The 19821-nt window shown below is 73.8% G+C and carries 17 protein-coding genes; 2 read left to right on the top strand and 15 right to left on the bottom strand.

Features of this window, described 5'->3' with window-relative positions:
* Positions 1 to 121: 121 nt before the first annotated feature.
* The 6 genes from VMV22_00820 to rimP all read right to left on the bottom strand — a co-directional run bounded on the left by VMV22_00820 (position 122) and on the right by rimP (position 7598).
* On the bottom strand, positions 122 to 1069 hold the full coding sequence (locus VMV22_00820) for a bifunctional riboflavin kinase/FAD synthetase (protein ID HUY20859.1): 948 nt from the start codon (positions 1067 to 1069) through the stop codon (positions 122 to 124).
* A 120-nt stretch (positions 1070 to 1189) separates the two neighbouring features.
* On the bottom strand, positions 1190 to 2098 hold the full coding sequence (truB, locus tag VMV22_00815) for a tRNA pseudouridine(55) synthase TruB (GenBank protein ID HUY20858.1): 909 nt from the start codon (positions 2096 to 2098) through the stop codon (positions 1190 to 1192).
* Positions 2085 to 2540 (bottom strand): 30S ribosome-binding factor RbfA, encoded by a 456-nt coding sequence (gene rbfA / locus VMV22_00810; protein HUY20857.1) that lies wholly within the window; start codon positions 2538 to 2540, stop codon positions 2085 to 2087. The genes truB and rbfA overlap by 14 nt, the downstream gene beginning before the upstream one ends.
* Before the next feature lie 113 nt (positions 2541 to 2653).
* The gene (gene infB / locus VMV22_00805) at positions 2654 to 5410 is read right to left on the bottom strand and encodes a translation initiation factor IF-2 (protein HUY20856.1); all 2757 of its coding nucleotides are present in this window, start codon (positions 5408 to 5410) and stop codon (positions 2654 to 2656) included.
* 341 nt (positions 5411 to 5751) lie between these two features.
* Positions 5752 to 7050, bottom strand: a complete 1299-nt coding sequence (gene nusA / locus VMV22_00800) for a transcription termination factor NusA (GenBank protein ID HUY20855.1) — start codon at positions 7048 to 7050, stop codon at positions 5752 to 5754.
* Complete coding sequence (rimP, locus tag VMV22_00795; GenBank protein ID HUY20854.1) at positions 7047 to 7598, bottom strand: ribosome maturation factor RimP; 552 nt, start codon at positions 7596 to 7598, stop codon at positions 7047 to 7049. Before rimP ends, nusA begins: the two co-directional genes overlap by 4 nt.
* 416 nt (positions 7599 to 8014) lie before the next feature.
* Between rimP and VMV22_00790 the strand changes: the two genes are divergently transcribed.
* Together VMV22_00790 and proS are read left to right on the top strand one after the other, a co-directional pair.
* Positions 8015 to 8467, top strand: a complete 453-nt coding sequence (locus tag VMV22_00790) for a pyridoxamine 5'-phosphate oxidase family protein (GenBank protein HUY20853.1) — start codon at positions 8015 to 8017, stop codon at positions 8465 to 8467.
* 48 nt (positions 8468 to 8515) lie between these two features.
* Positions 8516 to 9937 (top strand): proline--tRNA ligase, encoded by a 1422-nt coding sequence (gene proS, locus VMV22_00785; GenBank protein ID HUY20852.1) that lies wholly within the window; start codon positions 8516 to 8518, stop codon positions 9935 to 9937.
* On the opposite strand, the gene ispG is transcribed toward proS, so the two are convergent.
* The 9 genes from ispG to whiG form a co-directional block, all read right to left on the bottom strand.
* Positions 9931 to 11175, bottom strand: a complete 1245-nt coding sequence (gene ispG, locus VMV22_00780; protein HUY20851.1) for a flavodoxin-dependent (E)-4-hydroxy-3-methylbut-2-enyl-diphosphate synthase — start codon at positions 11173 to 11175, stop codon at positions 9931 to 9933. The two genes, proS and ispG, sit on opposite strands and share 7 nt — an antisense overlap.
* Positions 11176 to 11235: 60 nt before the next feature.
* On the bottom strand, positions 11236 to 12543 hold the full coding sequence (locus VMV22_00775; protein HUY20850.1) for an RIP metalloprotease: 1308 nt from the start codon (positions 12541 to 12543) through the stop codon (positions 11236 to 11238).
* Positions 12540 to 13697 carry a 1-deoxy-D-xylulose-5-phosphate reductoisomerase gene (gene dxr, locus VMV22_00770; protein ID HUY20849.1) on the bottom strand — a complete coding sequence of 386 codons (1158 nt, stop codon included), beginning with the start codon at positions 13695 to 13697 and terminating at the stop codon, positions 12540 to 12542. Before dxr ends, VMV22_00775 begins: the two co-directional genes overlap by 4 nt.
* A gap of 55 nt (positions 13698 to 13752) precedes the next feature.
* Positions 13753 to 15582, bottom strand: a complete 1830-nt coding sequence (locus tag VMV22_00765) for a phosphatidate cytidylyltransferase (GenBank protein HUY20848.1) — start codon at positions 15580 to 15582, stop codon at positions 13753 to 13755.
* A gap of 39 nt (positions 15583 to 15621) precedes the next feature.
* Positions 15622 to 16194 carry a ribosome recycling factor gene (frr, locus tag VMV22_00760; GenBank protein HUY20847.1) on the bottom strand — a complete coding sequence of 191 codons (573 nt, stop codon included), beginning with the start codon at positions 16192 to 16194 and terminating at the stop codon, positions 15622 to 15624.
* Positions 16191 to 16940 (bottom strand): UMP kinase, encoded by a 750-nt coding sequence (pyrH, locus tag VMV22_00755; protein ID HUY20846.1) that lies wholly within the window; start codon positions 16938 to 16940, stop codon positions 16191 to 16193. Before pyrH ends, frr begins: the two co-directional genes overlap by 4 nt.
* A 28-nt stretch (positions 16941 to 16968) precedes the next feature.
* Positions 16969 to 17763, bottom strand: a complete 795-nt coding sequence (tsf, locus tag VMV22_00750) for a translation elongation factor Ts (protein ID HUY20845.1) — start codon at positions 17761 to 17763, stop codon at positions 16969 to 16971.
* A 2-nt stretch (positions 17764 to 17765) separates the two neighbouring features.
* Complete coding sequence (gene rpsB / locus VMV22_00745; GenBank protein HUY20844.1) at positions 17766 to 18749, bottom strand: 30S ribosomal protein S2; 984 nt, start codon at positions 18747 to 18749, stop codon at positions 17766 to 17768.
* 213 nt (positions 18750 to 18962) lie between these two features.
* On the bottom strand, positions 18963 to 19820 hold the full coding sequence (whiG, locus tag VMV22_00740; protein HUY20843.1) for an RNA polymerase sigma factor WhiG: 858 nt from the start codon (positions 19818 to 19820) through the stop codon (positions 18963 to 18965).
* Position 19821 lies beyond the last annotated feature (1 nt).

Genomic DNA, 19821 nt, shown 5'->3' with positions numbered 1-19821 from the left:
CCGGCCCGGATCCGACCGGGACGGCGTCCCGGCTGGGCACCTACTCTAGCAGGACGGCCACCCCGACGCCCGGGCGACGACGGGTGGGCGACGCCGGGCGCCCGGGAGCGGCCCCCGGCGATCAGCGCGACGCCGTGGTGAGGGCCGCCCGGGCGGCGGCGACATCGTCGTTCATCTGGCGGACGAGGGCCTCGGTGGAGTCGAACCGCCGCTCCTCGCGCAGCCTGGCCACGAAGGAGACCCGGGCGGGCTCGGCGTACAGGTCCCCGTCGAAATCGAGCAGGAAGGCCTCGAGCACCGGGCTCCCGGCGGCGTGGAACGTCGGGCGCCGCCCCAGCGACACCGCCGCGGGGTGGACCGAGCCGTCGGGCCGCTCGTACCAGCAGGCGTAGATCCCCTCGCCCGGCCGGGCCAGCTCGTCGGGCAGGGTCACGTTGGCCGTCGGGTAGCCGAGCTCGGGGCCCCCACGGCCGTCGCCGTGCACCACGAGGCCGCGCACCTGGTGGGGGCGGCCGAGCAGCTCGGCCGCCCCGGCCACGTCACCGTCGGCGAGGAGCTGGCGGATGCGGGTGGAGGACACGGCCCGGCGGGCCGCGTCGTGCTCGAGCGGGAACCCGACGACCTCGAACCCGTGCCGCGCCCCCATCTCGCCGAGCAGGGCCACGTTGCCGGCGCGCCGGTGCCCGAAGTGGAAGTCCGCGCCCACCACCACCAGGCGGGCGCCGAGGGCACCGACCAGCACTTCGCGGACGAAGTCCTCCGCCGTCTCGGCCGCCCGCGCCTCGTCGAAGGGGACCACCACGGTGCGGTCGACGCCGGTCGACGCCAGGAGCTCGAGCTTCTGGTCGAGGTCGGTGAGCAGCAGCGGCGCCGACTGCGGTCGGACCACCGTGGCGGGGTGGCGGTCGAAGGTCACGACGGTGCTGGTCAACCGCGGGGGCGCCGCCCTCCTCCGGAGCTCGGCGAGGAGGTGGCGGTGCCCGAGGTGCACGCCGTCGTAGGCACCGATCGTCACGGCCGAGCCGCTGTCGGGCGGTGTGCAGTGCTCGGGGCCGACGACCACCTCCATGGCGACGAGGTTACCTGTGCCCGTCTGCCGCCCCGATGGGTGGCGGTCGTCGTCGAGCGTCACTCGCCGCGCGCCGGGTGAGCGGCACCGCCCGGCGGGGGCGGCCGGGCCCGCCTGTGCTCAGCCGCTACCGGCGAGGACGCACGCCGCCACGATGCGGTCGGTGCCGGTGGCCTCGTACACCGCCAGCAGGTCACCGCGCCCGTCGACCAGCGCCCAGGGCCCGTCGCCGGAGGCCCCCAGCGACACGCGGTCGAGGGCGAGTCCGTGCGAGACCGAGCGCGCCACGGCCACGTCCACCTCCACCTGGACCAGGTCGCGCAGGGCCTGGGCGGGACGCAGCACGTGCGCGGGGCTGAGGGCGTCGAGGGTGTGCGCCTCCTGCACCCCGAACGACCCGATGCCGGTCCGTCGGAGGTTGCGCAAATGGGCGCCACCTCCGAGTGCCGTCCCGAGGTCGGCGGCCAGCACGCGGATGTAGGTCCCCGACGAGCAGTCGACCTGGATGCGGAACACGCCGGGGTCGCCCGCCGCCGACGGCGACACGTCGAAGCGCTCCACCGTGACGGGCCGGGCCTCGCGCTCCACCTCGATGCCGGCCCGGGCCAACTCGTGCAGGCGTCGGCCGCCCACCTTTCGGGCCGACACCATCGGTGGGACCTGCGCGACCACGCCCGTGAGCGACGATGCCGCCGCACGTGCTTGCTGCAAGGTCACGCCCGCCATGTCCCACGTCCCGGTGACATCGCCCGACGCGTCGAGCGTGCTCGTGGCGCGGCCCAGCACGACCTCACCCTCGTACGACTTGGACAGGCCCCCCAGGAAGCGCAGCATGCGCGTGAAGCGGCCCAGCCCCACGAGCAGCACGCCGGTGGCGTCGGGGTCGAGCGTGCCGGCGTGGCCCACTCGGCGTTGGCCGAAGATGCGCCGGCAACGGGCGACGGCGTCGTGCGAGGTCCACCCGGCCTCCTTGTCGACCACCACCATGCCGATCGTCTCGGCGCCGCCCCCGGCCCTACCCGGCGCCACGGTCCTCCCGCTCGCCGGGGGCCGCGTCGCCGGGGGCCGCGTCGTCGGGGGCAGCGTCGTCGGGGGCCGCGTCGTCGGGGGTGCGACGGATGGTACGGAGGATCTCCTCCACCCGCAGCCCGTGGGCGACGGCGGGGTCCGGCTCGAACCCGAGCTGCGGCGTGCGCTTCATGCGCACCTGGCGCCCGATGGCGCTCTGCAGCGATCGACGCTGCTCGGTCAGGGCCTCCAGGGCGGGTGACGGCAGCGAGCTCAGGTACACGGTGGCGTGCGAGAGGTCCGGTGCGGTGTCCACCGCGGTCACGGTGACGAGCCGGAGGCGCTCGTCGTGGTCCGCCAGGCGCTCGATCGCCTCGGCCACCACCTCGCGCAGGACCTCGTTCACGCGCGCCGTGCGCGGGTACGCCGCGGCGGCCCTGCTCTCGCGCCGGCGTCCGGCCACTGCACCTCCTCCTCTGGGGCCAAGGCCTCGTCCGGGACGCCGGGCGGGCACGGGGCCCGCCGGCGGGTGCGCCGCGCCGCCGGCCGCCCGGCACGGCGACCGGGCCCGCCCGCTCAGGTGCGGGGGATCTCCCGCTCCTCGAAGGTCTCGATGATGTCGCCGCCGTGCAGGTCTTGGAAGTCCGACAGCCCGATACCGCACTCGAACCCGGCCTGCACCTCGCGCACGTCCTCCTTGAACCGGCGCAGCGAGGTGATCGACCCCTTCCAGATCACCACGCCCTCACGCAGGAACCGGACCTTCGAGCCACGGGTGATCACGCCATCGCGGACGAAGCAGCCCGCCACCGCGCCCACCCGGGGGACACGGAAGACCTCGCGCACCTCGGCCTCGCCGGTGACGACCTCCTCGAACTCCGGGGTGAGCATGCCCACCATGGCCGCTTCGATGTCCTCGAGCAGCTTGTAGATCACCTCGTAGGTCCGGATGCCCACGCCCCGCTCGCCGGCCATCTCGCGTGCCCGCCGGTCGGGTCGGACGTTGAAGCCGATGATGGTGGCGTTCGACGCCACCGCCAGCTGGACGTCGTATTCGGTGATCCCTCCGACACCGCGGTGCACGAAGCTCAGCTTGACGTCCGGCCGCTCCAGCTTGCGCAGGCTGTCGGTGATGGCCTCGAGCGTGCCCTGGACGTCGGCCTTCAGGATCAGGTTGAGCGTCGCCGCCTCGCCCCGTTGGATCTGCTCGAACAGGTCCTCGAGCTTGGCCCCGGGGGCGGTCGGTGACGGTGCGTGCCCCGCCACCCGGTAGCGGCGCTCCCGGGCCTCGCCGATGGTGCGGGCCGTCGTCTGGTCGGATGTGACCCGGAACTCGTCGCCGGCGGCCGGGGGCTCTGAGAACCCCAGCACCTGCACGGGCGTGGACGGCGGGGCCTCCTTCACCTGGTCGCCGTGGTCGTCGATGAGGGCCTTCACCTTGCCCCACGCCGCGCCGGCGACGACCGGGTCGCCCACGCGCAGCGTCCCGCTCTGCACGATGACGGTGGCGACGGGGCCGCGCCCCGACTCGAGGTTGGCCTCCAGCACCACGCCGCGGCCGCGGGCTTCGGGGCTCGCCTGGAGCTCCTCGAGGTCGGCGACCACCAGCAGGTGCTCGAGCAGGTCGTCGATGCCGGTCCCCTGCAGGGCCGACACCTCGCACACGATGGTGTCGCCGCCCCACGCCTCGGGAGTGAGGCCGCGCTCCGACAACTGCTGGAGCACCCGGTCGACGTTGGCGTCCGCCCGGTCGATCTTGTTCACGGCCACGACGATGGGAACGTCGGCCGCCCGCGCGTGGTCGATGGCCTCCACGGTCTGGGGCATGACCCCGTCGTCGGCCGCCACCACGAGCACGACGATGTCGGTCACCTCGGCACCGCGCGCCCGCATGGCGGTGAACGCCTGGTGGCCCGGCGTGTCGATGAACGTGATGCGGCGCCCGCCCGCCTCCGCCTGGTACGCCCCGATGTGCTGGGTGATCCCGCCGGCCTCCCCCGCCACCACGTTGGCGGAGCGGATGCGGTCGAGCAGGAGCGTCTTGCCGTGGTCGACGTGGCCCATCACCGTCACCACCGGTGGCCGGGGCCGGAGGTCCTCCTCGCGCTCTTCTTCTTCCTCCTCGAAGTACTTCGCCTGGAGCTCGGCCTCCTGCTCCTCACCGGGGTCGACGAGCCGGATCCGGGCCCCGATCTCGGCCGCGAACAGCTCGATCATGTCGTCGCTCAGTGACTGGGTGGCGGTGACCACCTCTCCCTGCAGGAACAGGAAGCGGATGACGTCACCGGCCGACCGGTTGAGCTTGGGCCCGAGCTCGCGCGGGGTCAACCCCCGCTCCACGATGACCTCGGAATCGGGGACCGGGGCGTTCGACGGCGTGTAGGTGGTGAGCTGGGTGGGCTCGAGCTCCTCGAGATTGCGCCGCCGGCGTCGGGGCCGGCGCTGCGGGGGTCGACCCCGCCCACCGGGCCCACCGCGCAGGCCGGGCGGGGGCGGCCCCCCGCCGGGGCGGCCGCCGAACCCTCCCGCACCACCCGGACCGCCGCGGCCGCCGAACCCTCCTGCACCGACACCTCCGCGACCGGGCGGGCCGCCGCCGGGGCGCGGACCGCCCATGCCGGGGCGCCCGCCACCACCGGGACCGCCGCCGGGGCGCGGACTGCCGGCCGGCGCCCGCCGGCCCGGGGGCGGCGGGATAGGCCGTCCCGAGTTCGACCGGGGGGGCCCGGGTGGGGGTGGGATGGGCCGTCCCGACGAGCTCATCGGCGGCCGTGCCGCTGGTGCCGCTGGTGCCGCTGGTGCCGCTGGTGCCGCTGGTGCCGCTGGTGCCGTGGGTGCCGCTGGTGCCGCTGGTGCGGGTGCCGGGCGGGGCGGCGCCTGGGCGGCGGCCGGCGCCAACGGGGCCACCGAGGGCGGGGCCGTACGCGGCGGTACCGGGCGGGCCGGCGGGGGCGTCGGGCGGGCGGACGACGGCGGCGGCGGTAGGGAGACCTCACTGGCCGGACGGCTGGTCACGAGGCGCTGGCGCGGGGGCGGCGGGGGCCCCGCGGTGCCCGTGGACGGGCCGGCCGGCGGGACGGCCCGGTCCTCGTCGGGCGCGGGACGCGAGGAGGTCGGGCGGGCCGGCTTGGGCTCCTCCGGCTCCTCCGGTTGCACGGCGCGGCGAAGCCCCTCGCTGTCGGCCTTGCGACGGACGCGATCGGCCTGAGCGTCCTCGATCGAGGACGAGTGGCTCTTCACCCCGATGCCCAACGACACGCAGAGGTCGAGTGCCTCTTTGTTCGACAGGCCGAGCTCACGGGCCAACTCGTAGACGCGGATCTTCTTCGGCAAGGGCTCCTACAGTCCTTCTTCCTCGTTCGGAGATGGGCCGGCACTCCGGCCCGACCCACCATCCTCGCACACATGGGCACCGCCCTCGCCGGAGGGCGCGGTGCTTTCCACCAGCCTACGGAGGCCTTCGACGGCCGCAGGCACCACGTCCGCCCGCAACGCCCGCCCGAACGCCCCGCGCCGCTGCGCCTGGTCCACGCACGAGGGTGAACCCCGACACAGCCAGGCGCCCCGTCCGGGGCCCGGCCCGACCGCCAGCCCGCCGTCGGCCCGCCGCCGCAGGCGGACGAGCGACTCCGGCGGGGCTGTCCGCCGACAGCCCACACAGGTGCGGAGCGGCGCTATGCCGTGCGCTCCGGCTCGTCGTCCGGCTTCTGCTCGTCCTGCACCGACTCGTCGGGCTTCTCCTCGGTCGCGTCGGCGTCGGGCACCGGCTCCTCGGCCTTGGGCTCCTCGGCCTTGGGCTCTTCGGCCTTGGGCTCCTCGGCCTTGGGCTCCTCCCCCGGGGAGGGGGGCGCGTCCGGGCCGCCACCCGCCGCGGCGCGGGACCACTCCGTCGCGGACACGGCCTCGCCGCCCTCGGCCGGCTGCCACACCATCTCCCCGGCCTCGTTCTCGACCCACTCCCCTTCCGCCCATTCCTCGCCGTACCCCGCCTCTTCCTCGGCGAGCTGGGTCTCGCTCTTGATGTCGACCCGCCAGCCGGTGAGCCGGGCCGCCAGGCGGGCGTTCTGGCCCTCCTTGCCGATGGCCAGCGACAGCTGGTAGTCGCTCACGACCACGGTGGCGGTCCCGGTCTCGTCGTCGAGACGGACCTCGCGCACGCGCGCCGGCTGCAGCGCGGCCTGGATGAACTCGACCGGGTCGTCGGCAAAGGGCACGACGTCGATGCGCTCGCCGCGCAGCTCGTTGGTCACCATGCGGACCCGCGAGCCCCGGGCGCCGACGCACGCCCCGACGGGGTCGACGTTCGGGTCGTTGGACCACACGGCGATCTTCGTCCGGTGTCCGGGCTCGCGCGCCGCCGCCCTGATCTCCACCACACCGGAGGAGATCTCCGGTACCTCGAGCTCGAAGAGGCGCTTGACCAGCCCGGGGTGGCTCCTGCTCACCACGATCTGGGGGCCCTTGGTCGTCTTGCGGACCTCCACGATGTACGCCTTCAGGCGCGCGCCGTGCTCGTAGCGCTCGTAGGGGACCTGCTCCGCCTGGGGCAGCAGCGCCTCCACCTTGCCCAGGTCGAGGAGCGTGTAGCGGTTGTCGGTCTGCTGCACGATGCCCGTGACGATGTCGCCCTCGCGCCCGGCGTACTCCTCGTACTTCAGGTCGCGCTCGGCCTCCCGGATGCGCTGGAAGATGACCTGCTTGGCGGTCTGGGCGGCGATGCGGCCGAAGTCGTCGGGCGTGTCGTCCCACTCACGGATGACGTTGCCGTCCTCGTCGAGCTCCTGCCCGTAGACACGGATCTCACCCGACTCGGGGTCGACGGTGACGACGGCCTCCTCGGCCGCCCCCGGGCGCCGCTTGTAGGCGGCGACCAGCGCGTTGGCCAGGGCGTCGAGGAGGGTCTCGACCGAGATCCCCTTGTCGCGTGCGATCTGGCCCAAGGCGTCGAGGAACTCGAAGTTGGCCTTGCTCATGGCGTCGCCACCTTCTTCCTCCCGGCCGCCCGCGGCGCTCGGGCAGCCTGGCGCGGCGCGCGCCCCGGGCCGCCCGGGCGGGACGACGTTCCCCAGTCGAAGACCGTGCGCGCCCGCTCGACCTCCGCGTAGCCGAGGCGGCGCTCGCCGTCCGGCAGGTCCTCGCCCTGTAGGACGAAGCCGTCCTCGTCGACGGCCGTCAGCCGCCCCGTGACGCGGCGCTCCCCCTGGCCGCCGGCGACGGTGCGCACGCTCACCTTCTCACCGACGGCACGGGCGAATTGGGCCGGGGTCCGCAACGGCCGCTCCACGCCGGGGCTCGACACCTCGAGGGTGTAGCGCCGTCCCGGGAACGGGTCGTGGTCGTCGAGCACGACGGACACGGCCCGTGTGGCCTCGGCCAGGGCTTCGAGATCGGCGCCACCGGGCCGGTCCACCACGACGCGCACCGAGCCGGCGCGGCGGTCGACCTCGACGAGCTCGAGGCCCAGGGGCTCGACGGTGGACGCGAGCAGTTCGGTGAGCTCGTCTTCCACCTTGTCGTCCACCTCCCTCGGTCCCTCCAGCGTCACACCGTCGCCGACCCGCACCGGCTGTGAAAGCAAAAGCGTGGGCTGCCCGCCCACGCTTCGACGCACATCTCCACCCGGTTCGAACGGCGGAGGAAGTATACCAGCCAGCCTCGCGCGCCCCTCGGCGCCGAACACGGCCCCGACACCCCGTCGACGGGACCCGACGGCCACCGGTCGGGCGGCACCGCCGGGCCCCACCGGGCCTCGACGATGCCCGCCCGTGGCGGGACGAGCCCGGGCCGCGGTCGGACGGAGCCCGACCGTGCCCGACGTCCCGACCCCGGGGGCCAGCACCGCGGGAGCCCGATCCCGGCGACGGCGCGCCGAACCCGCCCGGGGTTCGTGACCTTGGCCCCTATGACGCCACCGCGGCCAGCGCCCAGTCTGGGGACATGCCGCCGATGTTCGACGAGGGCATCGCCCCCCTCGACGAAGACGAATGCCTCGCGCTGATCGGCGACCGCGGCGTGGGCCGGGTGGCGGTGTCGATCGGGGCCGTCCCGGCCGTGTTCCCCGTGAACTACGGGTTGCTCGACGGGACGGTCGTCTTCCGGACAGGGTCGGGGACCAAGCTCGACGCGGCCGTTCACAACGCCGTCGTCGCCTTCGAGGTCGACGACATCGACCCCCTCTACCACGAGGGGTGGAGCGTCCTGGTGGTCGGGCTGGCCGACGAGATCAGGGACCCCGCCCTGCTGGCGCGCGCCGAGCACCTGCCCGTGCGGCCCTGGGCGCCGGGCCCCCGCGAGCACGTGGTGGCGATCCGCCCCGAGTTCGTGTCGGGCCGGCGCATCGTCCATGACGCCCGGCACAGTCCCCCACGCGCCGGGGACGACGGTCGCTGAGCCCTCACCGGCCTCGGGCGCCTGCCCGAGGCCGTAGCATCCTGCGCCATGCCACGCGCACGCGTCCTCACCGCACAGGCTGACGACTTCCCCCAGTGGTACCAGGACGTCCTGGCGAAGGCGGAGCTGGCCGACAACGGCCCCGTCCGCGGGACCATGGTGATCAGACCGTACGGGTACGCCATCTGGGAGCGCATGCAGGCCGAGATCGACGCCCGCATCAAGGACGCCGGCGTCTCGAACGCGTACTTCCCGCTGTTCATCCCCGAGAGCTACCTCCACAAGGAGGCCGCCCACGTCGAGGGGTTCAGCCCCGAGCTCGCCGTCGTGACGCACGGTGGTGGCAAGGAGCTCGACGAGCCGGTCGTCGTGCGCCCCACCAGCGAGACCATCGTCAACGCCTACTTCGCCAAGTGGATCCAGAGCTACCGGGACCTGCCGCTGCTCATCAACCAGTGGGCCAACGTCGTGCGCTGGGAGCTGCGCCCCCGCCTCTTCCTGCGGACCACCGAGTTCCTGTGGCAGGAAGGGCACACCGCGCACGCCACCGAGGGCGAGGCGCGGGAGTTCGCGCTCAGGATCATGCGCGACGTCTACGAGGACTTCATGGTGAACGTCCTCGCCATCCCCATCCTGATGGGCCGCAAGACCGAACGCGAGCGCTTCTCCGGGGCCACCGCCACCTGGACGTGCGAGGCCATGATGCGCGACGGCAAGGCGCTGCAGATGGGCACGAGCCACGAGCTCGGCCAGAACTTCTCCCGGGCCTTCGGCACCGCCTTCCTCGACGAGACGGGGACCGAGGTCAACGTCTGGCAGACGTCGTGGGGGGCCTCCACCCGCCTCATGGGCGCGCTGGTGATGGCGCACGGCGACGACGACGGCCTGCGCGTCCCCCCGCGGCTCGCGCCCGTGCAGGTCGTGGTCCTCCTCGTCCGCGACGAGGACGGCGCGGGCGACAAGGCGGCGGCCATGGCGGCCGGGCTGTCGGAGGCCGGATTACGCGTCCAGCTCGACGGCCGGACCGACACGTCGTTCGGGCGCCGGGTGGTCGACTGGGAGCTGAAGGGCGTCCCGGTGCGCGTCGAGGTCGGCCCGCGCGAGCTCGACGCCGGCGAAGCCGTGCTCGTGCGCCGCGACACGGGCACCAAGGACAAGGTCGCGCTGGGGGGGCTCGAGGTGGCGGTGCGCGCCGCGCTCGACGCCGCCCAGGCCGCCCTGCTCGCCGAGGCCACCGAGCGCCGGCGCCAGGCGACGTTGGAGGTGACCACGCTCGGGGACGCCGAGGAGGCGGCACGCACCGGCTTCGCCGTGGTCCCGGCGACCGCGCTCGGCGCGGATGGCGAGTCCCGGCTCAACGACGCCGGCATGTCGGTGCGCCTCCTGATGCGGCCCGACGGCACGCTGCCGGGCCCCGGCGAGGGCTCCGACGACGCCGAGCTCGTGGCCGTGGTGGGCCGCGCCTACTGACGCTCGCGCTCCTCGTCGACCGTCCGCCGGATGAGCTCGACCTTCTGGGCGCTGTGGTTGGCGTCGGCGCCCTTGGACTCGAGCAGGCTCCGCCGATCGGCCTCGGCCTCGGCCTCGGCTCCGGCGTCGGCGGCCGCCAGACGGGCGTCGACCCCTTCGGCCACGAGCTTCTCGGCCTCTTCCACCAGGGCAGCCACCATGTCGGCCTCGGGGACGACCCTGACGATCTTCCCCTTGATGAACAGGTGGCCGCGGTGCCGTCCCGCCGCGATGCCGAGATCCGCCTCGCGCGCCTCACCGGGGCCGTTCACCACGCAGCCCATCACCGCCACCTGGATGGGCAGCTCCCGCGACTCGAGCGCCTCCTGCGCGGCCCGGGCCACGCCGATCACGTCGATCTCGGCGCGCCCGCACGACGGGCAGGCGATGAGGTCGACGTTCTTGCGCTCGCGCAGCCCCAACGCCTCGAGCAGCTGACGCCCGGCGCGGACCTCCTCGACCGGGTCGGCGGTGAGCGAGTAGCGGATGGTGTCGCCGATCCCCTCGGCCAGCAGGGTGCCGATGCCCGCCGTCCCTTTCACCAGGCCGGCGGGGGGCGGGCCCGCCTCGGTGACCCCGAGGTGGAGCGGGTGGTCGAACGTCTCCGCGGCCAGGCGGTAGGCAGCGATCATGAGCGGCACCGACGACGCCTTCACCGAGATCTTCACGTCGTCGAACCCCACCTCGTCGAAGTAGGCGAGCTCCATGCGCGCCGACTCCACCAGGGCCTCGGGGGTGGCGCCGCCGAAGCGCTTGTAGAGCTCGGGGTGCAGCGACCCCGCGTTCACCCCGATCCGGATGGGCACGCCGCGGTCCTTCGCCTCCTGGGCGACCTGCTTGATCTCGGCCTCCTTGCGGAGGTTCCCGGGGTTGAGCCGCAGTCCCTGGACGCCGGCCTCGAGCGCGGCCAGCGCCATCTCGTGGTGGAAGTGGATGTCGGCGATCAGGGGGACCGGTGAGCGCGGCACCATGTGGGCGAGCCCCTCGGCGGCCTGCTGCTCGTTGCACGTGCACCGCACGATGTCGGCGCCGGCCGCCGCCAGGGCGTAGATCTGCGCCAGCGTGCCCTCCACGTCCGCCGTCTTGGTGGTGGTCATCGACTGCACCGAGATCGGTGCCCCGCCGCCGACGGCGACCGTTCCCACGTGGATCTGCCGGGTGGTGCGGCGGACGGCGGCGACCTGGGTCTGGCGGGCCATCAGGTGGTCTCCCTGTCTGCTGGGAACACGTCGGGCGGTACGGGGGACACGGGTCCGGGCCTACTGGAACGGGTTCTTGATGGGGTGCGTGATGTCGAGGTACAGCGACGACAGGACGATGAACCCGAGCAGCAGGACGAACGCGTAGGCGACGGGTGCGAGCTTGTTGACGTCCGCGTGGTACATGCGGCCGCGCCGGCTGCGGATGCGCTCGTACACGGCGATGAGCACGTGGCCCCCGTCGAGGGGCAGCATCGGGAACAGGTTCAGGATCCCGACGAACACGATGATCAGGACCAGGACGTTGATGAGCCAGTAGGCGCCCGCCCGCGCCCCCTGCACGGCGAAACGGGCCGCGCCGTAGATCGAGGAGACGCGGTCGCCGGTCCGGGCCGCCTGGTCGGCGGCATGGGCGTTGGTCAGGTCGTGGAAGTAGCTGGCGATCCCGCTCGCCGAGAACGTCTGGCCGATGCCCTGGAAGGAGAGGGACACGTCCCGGGCCAACATCTGCCCGGCGCGCACGACCCCCACCGCCGGGTTGCTCGTCGCCACGGGATTGGCGATGACGACGCCGATGCGCCCGTTGGCGCCCTTCACCGCCGGGTCGGCCTGCGGGGTCACGTCGAGGCTGCGGCGCCGGCCGTGGCGCTCCACCACCACCGTCACCGATCGGCCCGCGCTGTGCGAGATGACGCGCTGCAGGTCCTGGGGCGAATGCACGGCCCTGCCAGCCACGCTCACCACGACGTCCCCGGGTCGGATGCCCGCGGCGCGCGCCGGGTCGGCGCTGTGGCCGATGGCCGAATAGCCGGTCACGGCGACGGCATCGGCCTGCGGCACCCCGACGAACACGGCGAGTCCCCACAGCAGCAGCAGCGCCATGACCCCGTGCATGGCGGAGCCCGCCACGGCGACGAGCAGCCGGTTGTGGAAGGGCTGCTGGCGGTAGGTACGCGGCTCGTCGGCGGGGTCGACCTCCTCGGCGCTGGTCATGCCGAGGATCTTCACGTACCCCCCGGCCGGGATGGCCTTGATCCCGTACTCGGTCTCGCCGCGCCGGATCGACCACAGGCGGGGCCCGAAGCCGAGGAAGTACTCGGTGACCTTCATGTGGCCCCACTTGGCCGTGAGGAGGTGGCCGAGCTCGTGCAGCATGATCATGACGATCAGCGCCACCACGACGACGAGGACCGCCGTGGTGTGGGTGACCACGGCCAGCACGACCAGCGCCACCACCACGGCCACCAGCCGGGCCACCGCCGGACGCTGGTCCGGTGCGGGCGCGGGCACGGCCCGGTGGGGGCGGGCGGGCGGGGTGGGGCGCGGGGTGCGGTCGGGGTGGGCGGTGCCGACGGGGGGGCTGCTCACGCGGCCCGCTCGCGTCGTCGCACCGAGCGCTCGGCGCACTCGCGGGCCCGCCGGTCCGCCTCCACCACGTCGGCGGCGTCGGCCACGGGCACCTGGTCGCAGGCGTCCAGCGTGTCGGCCACGACCTCGGCGATGGCGCCCCAGCCGATGCGGCCGGCGAGGAAGGCGGCCACGGCGACCTCGTTGCCGCCGCTGAGCCAGGCCGGCGCCAGCCCTCCCGCCCGGCCCGCCTGCTCGGCCAGGTCCAGGCACGCGAAGACCTGCCGGTCGGGCTGCTCGAAGTCGAGCCGCCCCAACGCCGACCAGTCGATGGCACCGAAGGGGTGGTGGAGGCGTTCGGGGTAGCCGAGCGCGTACCCGATCGGCAGTCGCATGTCGGGCTCGGATAGTTGCGCCACAGTCGATCCGTCGATGAACTCCACCATCGAGTGTACGACCGACTGGGGGTGGATAATCACCGCGATCCGGTCGTAGCCGATCCCGAACAGCTCGTGGGCCTCGATGACCTCGAGCCCCTTGTTCATCAAGGTGGACGAGTCCACGGTGATCTTCGGGCCCATCTTCCAGGTCGGATGGGCCAGGGCCTCGTCCACGCACACCCCCGCCAGCTCGGCGCGCGTCCGCCCCCGGAAGGGCCCCCCGCTGGCCGTCAGCACCAGGCGGGCCACCTCGTCGGGCCCGTTCCCGGCCCGCAGGCACTGGTGGAGCGCGCAGTGCTCGGAGTCCACGGGGACGATCTCCGCTCCGGGGGTGCGCCGGGCCCGGGCCACCACGGGGGCGCCGGCGATGAGGGACTCCTTGTTGGCGAGCGCCAGCCGCCGCCCCGCCTCGAGCGCCGCCAGGGTGACGGGCAGGCCGGCGAAGCCGACCACGGCGTTGACGACGACGTCACCGCGGCGGGCCACCTCGGCCAGGCCCTCGGGCCCGACGAGCACCTCGGTCCCGGGCGGCACCGCGGCCGACAACGCCCGGGCCAGGGTGGGGTCGCCGATGGCCACCACCTCGGGTCGCAGCCGGCGCGCCTGGGCGGCGAGGGCCTCGACGGCGGAGCCCGCCGCCAGCCCGGTCACCTCGAAGCGCTCGGGCTCGGTGGACAGGACCTCGACGGCCTGGGTGCCGATGGACCCGGTCGACCCGACCAGGCTGACCCTCACCGGCCGTCACCCGGATTCCGGGTGGGCGCGCGCCGCGTGCCCCCTCCCCCGGTCCTCACCCGAGGTTGAGCACCCGGACGAGGTAGTAGGTCGCCGGGAGCACGAACAACAGTGCGTCCACTCGGTCGAGCACACCGCCGTGTCCCGGGAGCATCGATCCCATGTCCTTCAACCCGAGGTCGCGCTTGACGAGCGACTCGCACAGGTCGCCGAGCGGGGCCACCACCGCCACGACGACGCCGAGCAGAGCCGCCTTCGGCACCGTCCACGGGTGGACCTGGCCGGTGACCGCCGCCGACAGGGCGATGGCCACCACCGCACCGCCGATCAGCCCCTCCCACGTCTTGTTGGGGCTCACGTGCGGCGCCAGCGGGCGACGCCCCAGCCAGCTCCCGACGGCCAGCGCTCCGACGTCGGCACCGATGGTGGCGACGATGGCGCCGAGCACGAAGGCCACGCCGTGGCGGTGCGGGTACTGGCTCGGCGCCAGCATGAGGGCGGCGAACGAGCCCAGGAGGCCCACCCAGGCGAACCCGAGCACCGTGGCGGCGATCCCTTCGACCGCGGAACCACGCTCGGCGCCGACCAGGTACCACACCATGGACGCGATCACCACGAGAACGAGCACCAGGGGCAGGGCCGCCACCCCCTTGGCGTACGCCGCCACCATGACGCCGACGGTCGCCACCAACCCGAGGAACGTGGCGGGCCGGCGGCCGCTGCGCCGCAGGGCGGCGTAGCACTCGGCCGCCGACAGGGCCACGACCACGGTGGCCAGGACCAGGGTGGCGACGCTGCCCACTTCGAAGCAGATCACCGCCAGCAGCGCGATCCCCACCCCCGTGGCGATGGCCACCGGCATGTTGCGGCCCGACCCGTCTCGCGGTGCGCCGGGCGGGGGCACGCGGGTCCGTACCCCCCGGGGGTGCGGTTCGGCGGAGGGAGCGGCGGTCATCTGGTCCCGGGCGCCGACGCGCAGCGGGGACGAGCTGATCGAGGCCACCCCCCGGTCGGCCACCTCCGGGGTGATCCGGTCCTCGGCGGCGGCTGCGCCCGGGCGCGCCGCCCCGGCGGCCCCGTCAGCGCCGTCGGCGCCGTCGGCGTCGTCCCACCAGGCGGCACCGGCCGTGCCCTCGGGCGCGGCAGGCGCCCGGTCGTCGGCCGCCGGCGCCGCCCCCAGGTCGGCGAACTCCCACGGCCGGCGCTCCTCCACCGGCGTCTCCTCCATCGCGCCGACCCTGGTCTCGTCGTCGGCGAGGAGCGACGGATCGAAGCCACTGTCGTCCCATTCGTGCTTGTGCTCGCGCCAGGCGGGGCCGGTGTCGCCCACGGCCGACCACTGTCCCTCGCTGTCGTCGTCGTCGCCACGCCGGTCGAGCACGGCGGGGACCTGGCCCGTCGGCGGGTCGGTCCAGTGCGGCATGTCGGGGACCCCGGCGGGTGGCTCCGCCAGCCGGAGCGGCTGGGCACCGGGCTCGAGCGGGTCGCCGCCGTTGCGGCCCGACGGCGCGGACCGCCCCGCCTCCTCGGGGTGCAGGGCGGACGGGTCCTCGACCGCAGCGGGGCGCGGTGCGTCCCGGGATGTCGTGTCCATCGATGACGTGTCCCGGGACGGCGCGTCCATCGATGTCGAGGTCGCCGGCGTCACGGCCCCGGCCGGGAGGTCCGGGGCGTCGCCCCCGAGCGCCGTGTCACCGGGCGCCGTCGCCCCGAGCGCCAGCTGCGCCGGCTCGAAGTCCTCGGGCCCGCCCTCGCCGGCCCGCGCCGCGGCGGCCAGGGCGTCGGCGACCTGGCCGGCCGGCTGCGCGCCGATGATCCGCACGCGCTCGGTGACCGGCTCACCCCGATCCTCGGCCTCCGGGTCGTATTCGTCTCGATCGTCCACGTCGCCTCCCCGCCGCCCCAAGAACCCGGGCCGGCTGCCTCAGATTTCGAGGAGCTCGTGCTCCTTGTGGGCAAGGAGCTTGTCGATGGCGGCCACCATGTCGTGAGTGAGCTTGTCGAGCTCCCGCTCGGCGCGCTCGAGCCCGTCGGACGACAGCTCCCCGTCGCGCTCGAGCCCTTCGAGCTCGTGGCGGGCGGCCCGCCGGAGGTTGCGCACCGCCACGCGCCCTTCCTCCGCCTTGTGCCGGACGACCTTGACCAGTTCCTTGCGCCGCTCCTCGGTGAGCGGCGGGAACGCCAACCGGATCACGGCGCCGTCGTTGGACGGGGTGATCCCGAGGTCGGAGGCCTGGATCGCCTTCTCGATGCTGGCCAGGGTCGACTTGTCGTACGGGGAGATCACGAGGAGCCGGGCCTCGGGCACGCTCAGGCCGGCGATGGTGCGCAGCTCGGCCTCGGCGCCGTACACGTCCACCCGGAGGTGCTCGACGAGCCCGGAGGTCGCCCGCCCGCTGCGCACGCCCGCGAACTCCGCCTGCGTGTGCGCGGCCGCCTTTTCCATGCGCTCGCGGGCGTCGTCGAGCACCACCCCGGAGAGATCGTCGTCGATCACCGGATCAGCGTACCGATCTCCTCGCCGGCCAGCGCACGGCGCAGGTTTCCGGGGCCCATCAGGTCGAACACCAGGACGGGCAGTCGGTTGTCCTTGCAGAAGGTGATGGCCGTCATGTCCATGACCCGAAGGTCCTGGTTGACCACGTCCATGAAGGCGAGCTCGTCGTAGCGCCGGGCCGAGGGGTCGAGCTTGGGGTCGGCGCTGTAGACCCCGTCCACGCCGGAATGGGTCCCCTTCAGCAGGACCTCGGCCTCGATCTCGGCCGCCCGGAGGGCGGCGGAGGTGTCCGTCGTGAAGTAGGGGTTGCCCATGCCGGCGGCGAAGATGACCACCCGCCCCTTTTCGAGGTGCCGGATGGCACGGCGCCGGATGTAGGGCTCGGCCACCTCGGCCATGTGGATGGCCGACAGCACCCGGGTCGGCTGACCGTGGCGCTCGACGGCGTCCTGGAGGGCGAGCGCGTTGATCACCGTGGCGAGCATGCCCATGGTGTCCGACGTCGTCCGGTCGAGGCCCTGGCCCTCGCCGATGCTCCCCCGCCAGATGTTGCCGCCACCGACGACGACGGCCAGCTCGAGGTCGAGCTCGGCGCGCGCCAGGGTGATCTCACGGGCGAAGCGTTCCACGACGGCGGCGTCGATCGTCTCGTCGGACGCCGACGACGCCAGCGCCTCGCCGGACATCTTGAGCACGACCCGCCGACGCGCGGGCACGTCGGCGGCCGGTGACGCGCCCACGGTCACCGGTACGACCGCATCGCCCCCGGCGATGTCAGCCGCCGACAACGACCTGGGCGAAACGCACGACCTCGGCGCTCCCGACGAGGTCGGCGATCGTGCGCTTCTCGTCCTTGGCGTAGGCCTGCTCGAGCAGGCACCGCTCCTTGAACCATCCGTTCATGCGCCCCTCGACGACCTTCGGGAGCGCGGCTTCGGGTTTGCCCTCGTTGCGGGAGATGGTCTCCACGGTGGCCCGCTCGGCCTCGACCTCCTGCGCCGGGACGTCCTCGCGCCGGAGGTACTGCGGCCGGGCGAACGCCACGTGGACGGCGAGGTCGTGCGCCAGCTCCCCGCTCCCCGCTCGCAGCTCCACGAGGACGGCATTCACGCCGCGGCCCGACTGCATGTGGAGGTAGGTCCCGACGACGGAGTCGTCGCCGACCCCGAAACGGACGACCCTGCCCACCGAGATGTTCTCCTTGAGCGTCGTCTTCAGGTCGTCGATGGCTTCGGCCCGCTCCCCCGCCGCGCCCTCGCCCTCGTCCGCCACCAGCTGGGCGAGCTCGTCGGTGAGGTTCACGAAGCTCTCCGCCTTGGCCACGAAGTCGGTCTCGCACCGCAGCTCCACGATGGCGGCGGCGCGCCCGGCGACGGCGAGTGCCACCGCGCCCTGCGACGCCTCGCGGTCGGACCGCTTGGCGGCACCGGCCTTCCCCTGCTCGCGCAGCCACTGCTTGGCCTTCTCGAGGTCACCGTCGGCCTCTTCGAGAGCGCGCTTGCAGTCGAGCATCCCGGCGCCGGTGGCGCGGCGCAGGGCCTGGACGTCCTTGGCGGTGAAGGCGGCCATCGTCAACCCTCGTCCGTCGCCGCGGTCGGCTCGACGGGCTGTGCGGCCTCGGCATCGGGCGCGGCCTCGGCATGTGGGGCGGCCTCGGGGGCGGGCGCGGCCTCGGGGGCGGGCGCGGCCTCGGGGGCGGGCGCGGCCTCGGCGCTGGGCGCAGCCTCGGCGCTGGGCGCAGCCTCGGCGGCGGGCGCGGCAGCCGGCGTCTCACCGGAAGCAGCCGGGGCCGGGCCCGGCCGCGGGGAGCGCCGGGGTGCCGAGCCGGGCGGTGGCGGTGGCGGAGCCGGCTGGGCGGCCGAGCGGTGCTCGGCGACCCACCGCCCCTCGATGACGGCTTCGGCCAGGACGCGGCACATGAGGGCACCGGACCGGATGGCGTCGTCGTTCCCCGGGATCACGTACGAGACCACGTCTGGGTCGCAATTGGTGTCGACCACGGCGACGATCGGCATGCCGAGCTTGTTGGCCTCGGTGACGGCGATGTGCTCCTTCTTCGTGTCGATCACGAAGATGGTGTCGGGCAGCCTGTCCAGGTCCCGGATGCCGCCGAGGTTCCGGCGGAGCTTCTCCAGCTCGCGGCGGTGGCGCAGCGCCTCCTTCTTCGGCATGGCCTCGAAGTCGCCGGCGCGCTCCATCCCCTCGTACTCACGCAGCTTCCCCACGCGAGACGAGATGGTGGCGAAGTTGGTCAGCATCCCGCCCAGCCACCGTTCGTTGACGTACGGCATGCCGCACGCCCGGGCGTACGTGGCGATGGGGCCCTGGGTCTGCTTCTTCGTCCCCACGAACAGCAGGATGCCGCCCTTGGCGACCAGGTCCCGCACGTAGGAGTAGGCCTCCTCGAGACCCAGGAGGGTCTTCTTGAGGTCGATGATGTAGATCCCGTTGCGCTCGCCCAGGATGTAGCGGCGCATCTTCGGGTTCCAACGGCGCGTCTGGTGACCGAAATGCATTCCGGCCTCCAGCAGCTGCCGGGTCGTGACAACGGCCACGGCTGGTCCTCCCATCGGTTGTGCTTCCCCGGCGCTACGCCCCTGCTGGGGCGACCGTTGGACGCGCCCGGGTGCTTCGGTGTGGTGTCGCGCCCCGCCGGGACGGCGGGGACCGGGCCATGGTAACCGACGGCCCGCGGGGCGTCACACGGGCGCCCGTGGTCACGCGCGGGGGGGCGGCGACCCGGACGGCCCCGGTGCCGCCTGGTCAGCTCAGCCGGTGGCGGCCACGCTCGTGCTCGGCCGCTGGCCACGGCGGCCACCGGAGGCTCGACCCCGGCCCCGGGTGTCGGTGCCGTCGGGCGAGCGGTCGCTCAGGCGTGCCCGCAGCTGCAGGACCGCCTTGGTGTGGATCTGGCACACGCGGCTCTCGGTGACGCCGAGGATCTCGCCGATCTCGGCGAGCGTGAGGCCTTCGTAGTAGTAGAGCGACAGGACGGTCCGCTCGCGCTCGCCCAGCTGCATGATCGCCTGGGCGAGGATCTCCTTCGACTCCTTGTCCTCGAACATGGCCACGGGCCCGGGGGTTGCGTCGGGGATGGTGTCGCCGAGCGTCGTCCGGTCCGTACGGTCGCCGCCCACCATGAACACCTCGTCGAGGGCGGCGACCCCCACGAAGGAGATCTGCCGCAGGATGTCCTGCAGGTCCGACACCGACATCTCCAGCTCGGTCGCCACCTCGGCGTCGGTCGGCGTCCGCAGCAGCGTGGCCTCGAGCGAGGCGTACGCCTGCTCGACGGCGCGGGCCTTGGCCCGGACCGAGCGCGGCACCCAGTCGATGGCACGCAGCTCGTCGATGATGGCCCCCCGGATGCGGGGGATGGCGTAGGTCTCGAACTTGACCTGCCGCACCGGGTCGAACCGGTCGATGGCGTCGATCAGGCCGATGATCCCATAGCTCACGAGATCGGCCCCGTCGACGTGCTGGGGAAGCCCGACCGCGACCCGCGCCGCCACGTACTTCACCAGCGGCGAGTACAGGACGATGAGCTGGTCGCGGGTACGACGGTCACCGTTCTCCTTGTACTCGGCCCACAGGCGTGCGGTCCCGCCGTCGTCTTCCGTCGTCACG

Source organism: Acidimicrobiales bacterium (genome assembly GCA_035531755.1).
GTDB lineage: Bacteria > Actinomycetota > Acidimicrobiia > Acidimicrobiales > UBA8190 > DATKSK01.
The sequence above is the reverse complement of the archived record's forward strand: the minus strand, read 5'-3'. Positions and strand labels throughout refer to the sequence as shown.